Genomic DNA, 11,944 nt, shown 5'->3' with positions numbered 1-11,944 from the left:
ACACTGCAACCCCTGCACAACTCAGGTGTTGCAACGATCCCTAGAACCCAAGAGGTGGATGAAGGAGCCCTTCATCGTGCTGGTCAGCGGTGGGCGACGGCGGTTGCGATGCCGTCGAGGATGAACTCCAGGCCGATCGTGAAGTCGTTGTCCTCCGGGGTCTCGACGGGTGCCTCGAACACCGCCGACGCGAACAGCTTCGCCACCTCGGGGAACCGTTCGGGATCCACGAGCTGGGCCAGTGCGCGGCCGTAGTCGCGTTCGGCGTTCACCTTGTCCACGCCGGGGACCCGAGCCGCAGCGAGGTCATCCGCCTGCACCGCGGCGTGCCGCACGTAGCCGCCGACGAGGTTCAGCACGCCGACCTTGCGCGTCCAGTCCAGGCCGGTGTCGCGCAGCACCGCGAGCGCGGACTCCATCCACGCGATCTGGTTGGGCCCCGACGGTGAGCCGGAGAGCGGCATCCGCGCCAGCCACGGCCTGCGCCGGTACAGCTGCCATTGAGCGAATGCCCACTGCGTGAGGCCATCGCGCCAGGACGGCTCATCGATCCGCGGGGGTGTTCCCACCGCGGCGTCGGTCATCAGCACGAGCAGCTCGTCCTTCGACCCGACGTAGCGGTACAGCGACATCGGCGTGAAGCCCAGCGCCTTCGCGACCTTGGGCAACGTCACGCCGGCGAGCCCCTCGGCGTCGGCCAGTTCGACGGCGGTGCTGACGATCCGCCCCAGGTCGAGCGCGGCGGGCCTGCCCAGCCGTGAGGGTTCGGCGAGGCCCCACAGCCTGCGCAGAGCGTCGGGAACGACATCGGTCACCCGCCCATCCTGTCACGACCAGCATTTGTTTACGCGACATAGTATCTCTGATATACAAACTAACGTGACGACGACCCACACTGAGTTTCAGCCGGTCAGAGGGCCGGTTCAGCGAGCCGAACGAGCGCTCGCACCCGATCTCGCCAGAGGGGCGATGTTGTTGATCATCGCGCTCGCCAACGTGGCGGGAGTGGTGTTCGCCGGTGAGCCCGGCGCGGATCCGGCGCCGGAGGGAGCCGACCGCGGCTTCAACCTGATCATGTTCACGTTGCTGCACGCCCGCGGATATCCGGTCTTCGCGGTGATGTTCGGCTACGGCCTGGTGCAGCTCGCGCGGCGGCAACGGGCGGCCGGCGCGTCACCCGAGGCAGTTCGGTCCGTGCTGCTGCGCCGCAACGGATGGCTCGTGGCCTTCGGGTTCGTCCATGCCGCGCTGCTCTACTACGGCGACTTCCTCGGCGCGTACGGCCTGGTCGGCATCGTGATGACCCTCGTGCTGCTGAACCGCACCGACAGGCCGGTGCTCTGGCTGTGGGGGCTCGCCACCGTGGAGATCGTGGGCCTCGGCGCCGTGGTCGCCTTCTCCGGCGAAGCGGGAACCGCCCCGCTGAACCTGAAGCACGTCGACTCGCTCGCGGCCACCGGCTACCCGCAGTCCGTGCTCGACCGGCTCGGCGAGTGGCCGCTGCACACCCTGACCGTCCTGCCGGTGATCATCATCGCCTGGCTGGGCATGTGGGCGGCACGTCGCCGCGTGCTGGAGAACCCCTCCGAGCACCGGACGCTGCTGCGGTGGACCGCGGTGATCGGACTCGGCCTCGCCGTCGCGGGCGGTCTGCCGATGGCGCTGGCCTCCGCCGGGTGGCTGCACGTCGACGAGTCGACCGCGGAGCTCATGTCGTACCTGCACGGGGGAAGCGGCATGTTCGCCGGGCCCGGCTACGTCGCGTTGTTCGGCCTGGTCACGTTGCACGTGCGGCAGGGACGTGTGGTGCGGGCACTGGCGGCGCTCGGCCAGCGCTCGTTGTCCGGCTACCTGTTCCAGTCCGTCGCCTGGCTGGTTCTCCTGTTGCCGTTCACCCTCGACCTGAGCGACACCTTCGCGACGCCCTCGTTCGCCGGGGCCGTGATCGCTGCCGCCGTCTGGCTCACCACCGTCGTGCTGGCCGCGTGGCTGGACCGCCTGGGCCGTCCCGGACCTGCGGAGAAGCTGCTCCGGCGGCTCACCTACCGCTGAAAAACGGCACGCGGGGACCTTTCGCACTCTCGGAGAGTACGAAAGGTCCCCGCGTGCGCTCAGCTCAGCGCGTCGAGCAGGTCGGCCACCAGGTCGTCGCCGGACTCGATGCCCACCGACACGCGCACCAGGTCCGCAGGGACCTCCAGCATCGAGCCCGCCGTGGAGGCGTGCGTCATATTGCCGGGGTGCTCGATCAGCGACTCGACGCCGCCCAGCGACTCGGCCAGCGTGAACAGCTTGGTCCGCGCGCACACCTCGAGCGCGGCCTCCTCGCCACCCTCGACGATGAACGACACCATGCCGCCGAACCGGCGCATCTGCTTGGCCGCCACCTCGTGGTTCGGGTGCGACTCCAGGCCGGGGTACAGCACCTTCTTGACCTTCGGGTGCCGCACGAGGGCCTCGGCGACGAGCTCGGCGTTGTCCGAGTGCTTCTCCATGCGCAGCTCGAGGGTCTTGAGGCCGCGCAACGTGAGGAACGCGTCGAACGGGCCGGGCACCGCGCCCGCGCCGTTCTGCAGGAAGCCGAACGCCGCGTCGATCTCCTCGTCGGACGTGATCAGCGCGCCACCCACCACGTCGGAGTGACCGCCGACGTACTTCGTGGTCGAGTGCAGCACCACGTCCGCACCGAGCTCGAGCGGCGTCTGCAGCGCGGGCGAGGCGAAGGTGTTGTCCACGACGAACTTGGCGCCCGCGGCGTGCGCCACCTCGGCGATCGCGGCTATGTCACCGATGTTCAGCAACGGGTTGGTGGGCGTCTCGATCCACACCAGCTTGGTCTCGGGACGCACCGCGGCGCGGATCGCGTCGATGTCCGTGACCGGCGCAGGCGAGTGGGTGACACCCCACTGCGAGAAGACCTTGTCGATCAGCCGGAACGTGCCGCCGTACGCGTCGTTCGGGATGACGATGTGGTCGCCGGGCTTGAGGAACGTGCGCAGCGCCGCGTCGGTCGCGCCCATGCCGGAGGCGAACGCGCGCCCGAAGCGGCCCCGTTCCAGCGAGGCGAGGGCCGTCTCCAGCGCGCGGCGGGTCGGGTTGCCGGTGCGCGAGTACTCGAAGCCCTGGCGCAGCCCGCCCACGCCGTCCTGCGCGTAGGTCGACGTCGCGTAGATGGGCACGTTCACCGCACCCGTGGTCGGGTCCGGGTCCTGGCCGGCGTGGATCGCCCTGGTCGCGAAGCCGTAGGGGGTGCTCATCACCCAAGGGTACTCACCCATCTGGCGGTCGACGGCATGAGTCCAACCGGTGAACTCACATGCGCGCACGGCCGAGGAGGAGTACAAGGCCCCGCGGAAAAACGATGAACGGCGCTTTTGTCCACCTGAAGTGGACAAAAGCGCCGTTCATCGTTGGCTGTTGGGGTTACCAGCCCTGCTGCTGGCCGTAGCCCTGCTGCGGCGGCTGGCCGTAGCCACCCTGCTGCGGCTGCTGCGGGTAGCCACCGGTCTGCGGCTGCCCGTAGCCCTGCTGCGGCTGGCCGTAGCCGCCGGTACCGGGGTAGCCACCGGTCTCCGGCCAGTTGATCACGACGGTGCCGACGATCTTGTCCGAGTAGGTCTCGTTCTTCGGCTTGTTCCACAGCGGCGACAGGTAGTTGATCAGCGAACCGATGCCGCACGCCAGGCCGAAGGCGTAGTTGATCAGCAGGCGGAGGAACGCCACGCCACCGCCGGGCGGCTGCTGCGTCTCCTCCTTGATCAGCTTGATCTTGGCGACCTTCTTGCCGAGCGACTGGCCCGTCGAGCCCTGGCGGACCACCGAGTTCCAGATGTAGAACCCGAGGAGACCACCCCAGCCGACGAGGAACCCGGCCACGCCGAGGATGCCGGCGGCGTCAGGGGATCCCGCGGAGCTGGCGATCAGGCCGACCACGAAGAAGATGATGTACGCGACGACGGTCGGGGCCGCGTAGTCGATCAGGCCGGCGACGAAGCGCGAACCCCACTCGGCGTAACCGGTGGGAGGCGGCGGCGCCATGCCGGGCATGCCGTAGCCGGGCTGACCGTACGCACCGGCGGCCGGCTGGCCGTACGGGTTCGACTGCGGAGCACCGTACGGCTGCTGCGGCTGACCGTAGGGCTGCTGCTGCTGCGGCTGGCCGTACGGGTTCGACTGCGGAGCACCGTAGGGCTGCTGCTGCGGAGCGCCGTAGGCCGGCGGCTGCGGTGCGCCGTACGGGGGCGGCTGCTGAGCGGGGAACCCGCCAGAGCCGGGTCCCTGCGCAGGGAAGCCACCGGAGCCGGGGGCTGCCGGCGGCACCTGTCCGGGGCTGACGACCTGGGTGGCGTCCGCGTTCGGCTGCGGTGCGGCAGGAGTCTGACCAGGCGAGACGACCTGCGTCGCGTCCGGGTTCGGGTTTGCCGCAGAGGGCTGCCCACCTCCCGGGACGATCTGCGTCGCGTCCGCGTTGGGCTGCTCCTGCTGCGGCTGACCGCCGAACTGGTTTCCTGGCGGCTGCGGAGCGTTCATCCGGTTTCCAACCCCCTTGGCTGGGCCGTGTGTGAGTAAGACTGGTTGATCTGGGGCGTCACGCTATCGGACGCACCCGCTTCCACGCTCAGCGACCAGCCAAGAACCCCAGAATGTCCTGCCGGGTGACCACTCCGGCGGGCTTTCCGTCCTCCAGCACGAGCGCGCCGTCGGCACTCGACAGCGCGTTCATCGCGACACCGACGGGTTCGCCGGCGCCGAGCGTGGGCAGCGGGGCGCCCATGTGCTTGTCGAGGCGGTCCGAGAGCTGCGCCTTGCCGGTGAACAACGCGTCGAGCAGGTCGCGCTCGTTGACGGCACCGGCGACCTCGGCGGCCATGACCGGGGGCTCGGCGTTGACGACGGGCATCTGCGAGACGCCGAACTCGCGCAGGATCGCGACCGCGTCACCGACGGTCTCGTTCGGGTGCGCGTGGACCAGGTCGGGCAACTTGCCGCCCTTGCGGCGCAGCACGTCGCCGACGGTCGCACCGGTCGAGTCCGGCGGGAGGAAGCCGTAGGAGGCCATCCAGCGGTCGTTGAAGACCTTCGAGAGGTAGCCGCGGCCACCGTCCGGCAGCAGCACGACGACGACGGCGTCCTCCGGCAGGTCCTTCGCGACGCGCAGCGCGGCAGCGGCCGCCATGCCGCACGAACCGCCGACCAGCAGGCCTTCCTCACGGGCGAGGCGGCGCGTGATGTCGAACGAGTCCGCGTCGGAGACCTCGACGATCTGGTCGCAGATGGTCTTGTCGTAGGTCTCCGGCCAGAAGTCCTCGCCGACGCCCTCGACCAGGTACGGACGGCCGGTGCCGCCCGAGTAGACCGAGCCCTCCGGGTCCGCGCCGATGATCTGCACGGCGCCGTTCGAGACCTCCTTGAGGTAGCGGCCGGTGCCGGAGATCGTGCCGCCGGTGCCGACGCCCGCGACGAAGTGCGTGATCCTGCCCTCGGTCTGGCGCCAGATCTCGGGACCGGTCTGGTGGTAGTGGCTCGCCGGGTTCTCCGGGTTCGCGTACTGGTTGGGCTTCCACGCGCCGGGGATCTCGCGGACCAGCCGGTCCGAGACGTTGTAGTAGGAGTCCGGGTGCTCCGGCGCGACGGCGGTCGGGCACACCACGACCTCGGCGCCGTAGGCCTTCAGGACGTTGCGCTTGTCCTCGCTGACCTTGTCCGGGCAGACGAACACGCACTTGTAGCCCTTGCGCTGGGCGACCAGCGCGAGTCCGACTCCGGTGTTGCCCGAGGTCGGCTCGACGATCGTGCCGCCGGGCTGCAGCTCACCTGAGCGCTCGGCCGCCTCCACCATGCGCAGCGCGATGCGGTCCTTCACGCTCCCGCCGGGGTTCAGGTACTCGACCTTGGCCAGCACGGTGGCCTTGATCCCCGAGGTCAGGGAGTTGAGCTTCACCAGCGGCGTGTTGCCGACCAGATCGACGACGTGCTCGACGTACTCCACCGGTATCTACTCCCCACTCCCACTCTCCGAGACAGCGAAACGAAGCCTAGCTCTAGTGGCCGCGGAGGTTAATTCGAACAGCGCTGCTGACGATTTCAGTGGAAAGGGGGTGTTGCGGATGATCGGACTGAGGACGCTGCGAGCGGTGGCCATGACCGCCGCGACGCTCGGCGGGCTCTCCGGCGCGCTCGTCGGGTTGCTGAGCGAGCAGGGCAGACGTGCCCGGATCGCCATCGGCGTGCTGGAACACCTGTGGCCCGCGCCCGACGGCGTCTACCTCGACGACGGCAGGGACCCGCTGCGGTTCGCCGTGCTCGGCGACTCGATGGCGGTGGGCGTCGGTGTGACGCATCCCTCGCAGATGCCGGGCGTGCTGCTGGCCCAGGCGCTGGCCGAGGAGGCGGGACGGCCGGTGCGCCTGTCGACCTACGCCGTCAGCGGCTCGACCACGCGGGACCTGGTGGCGCAGGTCGACGCGGCCGTCCGGGACGCACCCCAGGTTGCACTGGTCGTCATCGGCGCGAACGACGTGACGTCCCGGCTGGGGGTGCGCGAGTCCGCCGCGCTGCTGGGCGAGCAGGTCCGCAGGCTGCGCGCCGCCAGGTGCGGTGTCGTCGTCGGCACGTGCCCCGATCTCGGGACCGTGCGGCCGATTCCGCAGCCGCTGCGGTTCGTCGGGCACCAGTACAGCCTGCGGCTGGCGGCGGCGCAGACCGTCGAGGTGAAGCGGGCGGGAGGCGTGCCGGTGTCGTTGGGGAACCTGCTGGCGCCGGAGTTCATGGCGCGGCACGCCGACATGTTCAGCTCCGACCGCTTTCATCCCAGCGCCGTCGGCTACGAGGCGGCGGCCGGCGTGCTGCTCGCGCCGTTGTGCCAGGTGGCGGGACTGTGGCCGGGCTGGGTCGCACCCGCGTTGCCGCTGCGGTCGGCGGCGGCTCTCGCGGTCCGGCCGTCGCGCGTGCCGTGGTGGCCGCAAAGACGGCACGCGTGAGTTTCGAAATTCGCGTCACGTGCGCTGGCCGGGGTGAGCGGGCGTTAACTACGCTCAGGCGCAACCTTGACTCTCAACGAGGAGTTTCGTGATGCCTGAGGCCGTGATCGTCTCCGCTGCCCGCTCCCCCATCGGCCGCGCGGGCAAGGGCTCGCTGAAGGACGTGCGGCCGGACGACCTGGCCGCGCAGATGGTGCGAGCAGCGCTCGACAAGGTCCCCCAGCTCGACCCCGCCCAGATCGACGACCTGATGCTCGGCTGCGGCCTGCCCGGCGGCGAGCAGGGCTTCAACATGGCGCGCGTCGTGGCCGTGCTGCTCGGCCAGGACTCGCTGCCCGGCACGACCGTCACCCGGTACTGCGCCTCGTCGCTGCAGACCACGCGCATGGCCCTGCACGCCATCAAGGCGGGCGAGGGCGACGTGTTCATCTCGGCCGGTGTCGAGACCGTCTCGCGGTTCGCGAAGGGCAGCTCCGACTCGTGGCCCGACACGCACAACCCGATCTTCGGTGACGCGGAGGCCCGCACGGCGTCCGTCGCCGCGTCCGGTGCCTCGGAGTGGGTGGACCCGCGCACGCTCGACGTCGTGCCGGACATCTACATCCCGATGGGCCAGACCGCCGAGAACCTGGCCCTGCTGAAGGGAATCTCGCGGCAGGAGATGGACGAGTTCGGCGTCCGCTCGCAGAACCTCGCGGAGAAGGCGATCGCGGACGGCTTCTGGGCCCGCGAGATCACGCCGGTGACGCTGCCGGACGGCACCGTGGTCTCCACCGACGACGGCCCGCGCGCCGGCGTGACGTACGAGGCCGTTTCCCAGCTGAAGCCCGTGTTCCGCCCCGACGGCCGGGTGAACGCCGGCAACTGCTGCCCGCTGAACGACGGCGCCGCGGCCCTCGTGATCATGTCCGACACGAAGGCGCGCGAGCTCGGCATCACCCCGCTCGCCCGCATCGTCTCGACGGGCGTCTCCGGCCTTTCTCCGGAGATCATGGGCCTCGGCCCGGTCGAGGCCTCGAAGCGCGCTCTGGCGCTGGCCGGACTGTCGATCTCCGACATCGACCTCGTGGAGATCAACGAGGCGTTCGCGGCTCAGGTCATTCCGTCCTACCAGGACCTCGGAATCGATTTGGACCGCCTGAACGTGAATGGTGGCGCCATCGCCGTCGGTCACCCGTTCGGCATGACCGGTGCGCGCATCACCACGACCTTGATCAATTCCCTGCAGTTCCACGACAAGCAGTTCGGTCTCGAAACCATGTGCGTCGGCGGCGGTCAGGGCATGGCGATGGTGATCGAGCGCCTGAGCTGAGATTTCTCAAGATCTGCAAATTGACGGCTGCAAGTAGCTCCGCTTCACCCGAACGGAGCTACTTGCCTGCCACCTTTCTGCCGATGACGTAATTCGTCGCGCAACGGCGTCATCCGGCGAGGGGGAGTCCGTCCCTACCGATGAGTTAGGAGGGCCGGACATGCCGTACGTGTGGTGGCAAAGCGAATACGACCTGCAATGCCATGCTTTCTCCCTCGACCAAGCCGATGGTCCCCGCAGCTTTTACGAGGCCGTCTGCGAACACTCGGTGCCCGGTGAGCGGGTGTCGCGTGACCAGGTGGGCGCTCTCTGCACGACCTGCCTGATCAAGGTGGGCACCGAACTGCCAGACGTGCGCTGGCGGGCCTGACGCCGGAAACGCCGGAGGGCGCCCCGCCGAAGCGAAGCGCCCTCCGAAACGAGAACCCCGGCTGTCAGTCCGAGTTGAAGTACGACAGCAGGCGCAGGATCTCGGTGTACAGCCACACCAGGGTGACCGTGAGACCGAACGCGATCTGCCACGCGAACTTGGCCGGCACACCGGCCCGGATCGCCTGGTCCGCGGCGTCGAAGTCGATCAGGAAGCTGAACGCCGCGAGCCCGATGCAGACGAGGCTGAAGATGATCGCGAGCGTGCCACCGTTGCGGAGGCCGAGGCCGCCGTCGGTGAAGAAGCTCATGATCAGGTTGAACAGCATCAGGACGGCGACGCCGATGATCGCGCCGGTGATCCACTTGGTGAACTTCGGCGTGACGCGGATCGCGCCGGTCTTGTAGACCACGAGCATGCCGGCGAAGACGCCGATCGTGCCGATGATGGCCTGGCCGATGACCACGACACCCTGGCCCGGGTTACCGGTCCAGCGGTCGATCATCGAGCCGATGATCCCGCTGAACGCGCCGAGGAAGATGCCCTCGACGGCGGCGTAGGCGATGACGAGCGGCGGGCTCGGGACTCGCTTGAACGAGATGATCAGGCCGAGCACCAGACCGATGATCGCGGCCGGGAACAGCAGGAACCACGCCTGCATGAGGTACGTGACGACGGCCGTGACGGCCACCACTGCCAGCGTGATGCCGGTCTTGGTGACGACGTCGTCGATCGTCATGGGCCGCTCGCTGGTCAGCGGCGGCGGAGCCTGCTGGTAGCCGGCTTCGGGCTGACCGAAGCCGGCATAGCCTCCGTACCCGCCGCCGGTCGGCAGGTTACGGAAAGCCGGGTTGCTGCTGGAGCGCACCTGGTCCTCCTGGGGCGTTGCTTTACGCCGTCACGGGTACAACGAGCACGCTCGGTGCCAGGTTCCCCGTCGGTAAAGGCGACTTTACCCCTGACGACGATCACACGTGCGCAAATACTGCGCTAACTCCGGAGCGTAGTGAGACTACGGCGTGTCGCGGCGTGTCACTCACAAACCGAGTAAGGCCCGTCACATTCCAATCACGTTCACACCCAGAGTGACGACACACTTCCCCCTCGTGGCGGCTTGTCGCCGATGTGGGGTACCGACAAGCTCGCACGCGGTGATACCACAGGTCAGAGGGGATCAAGATCCAAAATGGGCTGGAAACGTCTGGCCGCCGTGGCGGTGGTCTCGGGCCTCGCGCTCCTGACCTCACCCACGACGGCGACAGCAGTCGGCGTCAAGGGCATCGGTCACAACGCGTCAGAACGTCAGCCCCACGCCGTGCCGGGCAGCGAGTGGCACGGCTCATACATCTGGCAGGACAAGCACGTGTGGTGCGTGCAGTACGCACTGCCCGCGCCGGACAGCAACACGCCTTACCGGGAAGGCGACCAGCTGCGCACGAAGGCGGGCAAGGAGCTGCAGCCCGACATCGCGGCGAACATCTCCTACCTCCTGCTGCGCTACTCCACGACCAAGTCCGCCGACGAGGCCGCCGCGCTCGCACACCTGCTGCACACCTGGACCTCCCCGGTCGACGGAGCCGTGCGCCTCGACACGGACGACCAGAGGTTCCTCGCCTACGACTCCGCCTTCTACGCCTCGAAACTGCCGCCGTCGGTCATGGACGCCGTCGCGCGCCTGAAGGCCGACGCCGAGGCCAACCGCGGCCCGTGGACGCTCAGCGTCACCGCGCCGAAGGAACCGCTGATCATCGGCACCGAGTCGAGCTGGACCGCGTCGCTCGTCAAGGCGAACGGCAAGGGCGTGCCGAACGCCCCGATCGAGTTCACGCTCAACGACGCCACGCTGGTCGACGGCAGCGTCGGCGGCAAGGTCACGACGGACGCTGACGGCAACGCGGTCTCGATCAAGGTCGTCCCGACCGGCCCGAAGCCGTCGATCACGGTGAACTCCGACTCCCCCGCGGACAAGCCGGTCGTGCACCAGCCGATCCCGACGGACAACATGCAGCGCATGGTCACCACCGGCGGTGAGAAGAAGCTCAGCTCCAACGCCAGCGGGCAGGCCAAGACCGCACCCGGCGCGGTGAAGATCACGAAGATCGACTCCGAGACCAAGAAGGCCATCGCGGGCGTCGCGCTGCGCGTCACGGCCAAGGACCAGACGAGCCCCGCGAAGAAGCAGGACGACACCGACCTGGTCGGCACCGACGGCAAGCCGCTGGTGCTGCAGACCGGTTCGGACGGCACGGTGACCGTGCCGGACCTGCGCACCCCGCAGGAGATCTGCCTGGTCGAGGTGGCCGCGCCGAAGGGGTACGAGGAGTTCTTCGACCCGAAGGCGCCGCCTGCCGCGTGCGGCACCGTCGCGGCAGGACAGACGCTCGCGCTCGAGCTGGTGAACAAGCCCAACAAGCCGGTCGTGCCCAGCACGATCCCGGCCGGTCAGGACGGCGGGACGCCCGTCGCGACCGCGTCGTTCGACACGCAGCTGCGTCCGGGTCTGATGCTCGCGGTGGGTGGCCTGGTGCTGCTCGGCGCGGCGCTGGCAGGCTTCCTGGTGTGGCGCAGGCAGTGAGTCCCAAGGCGTTTCTGACCGGCGTGCTGGTGGCGGGCGTCGCCGCCACCAGCGTGCTGGTCACCACGTCCGAGACGGAGGTCCTCACCGGACACGCGATCGCGGACGCGATCCCGGTGGTGGGGCCGGGCCCGGTCGCCGACAGCTTCAGCACCGGCCGCGGCGCCGACCTCACCGGACTGGTCGGCGGGGCGAACACGGTGGGCGCCAAGCCCGCCGACCCCACCCAGCAACAACCCGCACCGCCCAAGGCCGGCCCCGGCTCGGTCCGGCTGCCCGCGGGCGGCACCGCCACGCTCGTGCGCCGCGAGGTGAAGGACGGCGTGCTGCCCGTTCCCGACGGCATCGGCGAGGCCACCTGGTGGGGCACCGAGCTGGCCGGGCAGGAAGGCGCGACGGTCCTCGCCGGGCACGTCGACTGGAAGGGCGCCAAGGGTCCCTTCGCCGAGCTGTGGCAGGCGCAGAACGGCCGCGAGGTCGTGATCACCGACAGCGCGGGCAAGGAGTTCCGGTTCCGCATCAAGCAGATCGAGACGGTCCGCAAGGAAGAGCTGCCCGCCCGCGCCGTCGAGTTCTTCGGCCCGCGCGGCCCGCACCGGCTGGTGCTCGTCACCTGCGGTGGCACGTGGATCGGCGGGCAGCAGGGCTACGAGGCGAACCGCGTGGTGATCGCCGAACCCGTTGGGTGACGAAGCAACCCGTCCGGG

The 11,944-nt window shown here is 69.3% G+C and carries 11 protein-coding genes; 6 read left to right on the top strand and 5 right to left on the bottom strand.

What is annotated here, in order from left to right:
• Positions 1-83: 83 nt before the first annotated feature.
• The gene (locus IEZ09_RS34635) at positions 84-815 is read right to left on the bottom strand and encodes a TetR/AcrR family transcriptional regulator (RefSeq protein WP_189258023.1); all 732 of its coding nucleotides are present in this window, start codon (positions 813-815) and stop codon (positions 84-86) included.
• A 154-nt stretch (positions 816-969) separates the two neighbouring features.
• Here IEZ09_RS34635 and IEZ09_RS34630 point away from each other — a divergent pair, with 154 nt between their 5' ends.
• Entirely contained in the window at positions 970-2,052 is a 1,083-nt protein-coding gene (locus IEZ09_RS34630; RefSeq protein ID WP_189258022.1) for a DUF418 domain-containing protein, read from the top strand.
• 59 nt (positions 2,053-2,111) lie between these two features.
• Here the strand turns inward: IEZ09_RS34630 and IEZ09_RS34625 are convergent, their stop codons facing one another.
• From IEZ09_RS34625 to IEZ09_RS34615, 3 genes are all read right to left on the bottom strand, one after another.
• Entirely contained in the window at positions 2,112-3,257 is a 1,146-nt protein-coding gene (locus tag IEZ09_RS34625) for a cystathionine gamma-synthase (RefSeq protein WP_229813230.1), read from the bottom strand.
• 166 nt (positions 3,258-3,423) lie between these two features.
• On the bottom strand, positions 3,424-4,530 hold the full coding sequence (locus IEZ09_RS34620) for an RDD family protein (RefSeq protein ID WP_189258020.1): 1,107 nt from the start codon (positions 4,528-4,530) through the stop codon (positions 3,424-3,426).
• An 88-nt stretch (positions 4,531-4,618) separates the two neighbouring features.
• Positions 4,619-5,989 carry a cystathionine beta-synthase gene (locus IEZ09_RS34615; RefSeq protein WP_189258019.1) on the bottom strand — a complete coding sequence of 457 codons (1,371 nt, stop codon included), beginning with the start codon at positions 5,987-5,989 and terminating at the stop codon, positions 4,619-4,621.
• A 118-nt stretch (positions 5,990-6,107) separates the two neighbouring features.
• On the opposite strand from IEZ09_RS34615, the gene IEZ09_RS34610 reads away from it, so the two are divergent.
• From IEZ09_RS34610 to IEZ09_RS34600, 3 genes are all read left to right on the top strand, one after another.
• Positions 6,108-6,980 (top strand): SGNH/GDSL hydrolase family protein, encoded by an 873-nt coding sequence (locus IEZ09_RS34610; protein WP_189258018.1) that lies wholly within the window; start codon positions 6,108-6,110, stop codon positions 6,978-6,980.
• A gap of 91 nt (positions 6,981-7,071) precedes the next feature.
• Positions 7,072-8,292 carry an acetyl-CoA C-acetyltransferase gene (locus IEZ09_RS34605; RefSeq protein WP_189258017.1) on the top strand — a complete coding sequence of 407 codons (1,221 nt, stop codon included), beginning with the start codon at positions 7,072-7,074 and terminating at the stop codon, positions 8,290-8,292.
• 160 nt (positions 8,293-8,452) lie between these two features.
• Positions 8,453-8,662 carry a hypothetical protein gene (locus IEZ09_RS34600; protein ID WP_189258016.1) on the top strand — a complete coding sequence of 70 codons (210 nt, stop codon included), beginning with the start codon at positions 8,453-8,455 and terminating at the stop codon, positions 8,660-8,662.
• 64 nt (positions 8,663-8,726) lie between these two features.
• Here IEZ09_RS34600 and IEZ09_RS34595 read toward each other — a convergent pair whose 3' ends face one another.
• On the bottom strand, positions 8,727-9,530 hold the full coding sequence (locus IEZ09_RS34595; protein ID WP_189258015.1) for a Bax inhibitor-1/YccA family protein: 804 nt from the start codon (positions 9,528-9,530) through the stop codon (positions 8,727-8,729).
• A gap of 318 nt (positions 9,531-9,848) precedes the next feature.
• Here IEZ09_RS34595 and IEZ09_RS34590 point away from each other — a divergent pair, with 318 nt between their 5' ends.
• A complete protein-coding gene (locus IEZ09_RS34590) occupies positions 9,849-11,237 on the top strand; it encodes an MSCRAMM family protein (protein ID WP_189258014.1) in 1,389 nt (462 codons plus the stop codon).
• Positions 11,222-11,926 (top strand): class F sortase, encoded by a 705-nt coding sequence (locus IEZ09_RS34585; protein ID WP_189258013.1) that lies wholly within the window; start codon positions 11,222-11,224, stop codon positions 11,924-11,926. The genes IEZ09_RS34590 and IEZ09_RS34585 overlap by 16 nt, the downstream gene beginning before the upstream one ends.
• The last annotated feature ends 18 nt before the right edge of the window (positions 11,927-11,944 follow it).

The organism is Lentzea flava, from assembly GCF_014648475.1.
In the GTDB taxonomy this organism is placed as follows: Bacteria; Actinomycetota; Actinomycetes; order Mycobacteriales; family Pseudonocardiaceae; genus Lentzea; species Lentzea flava.
Note: the sequence above shows the minus strand (reverse complement) of the source record. Positions and strands in the feature narration are given on the sequence as shown.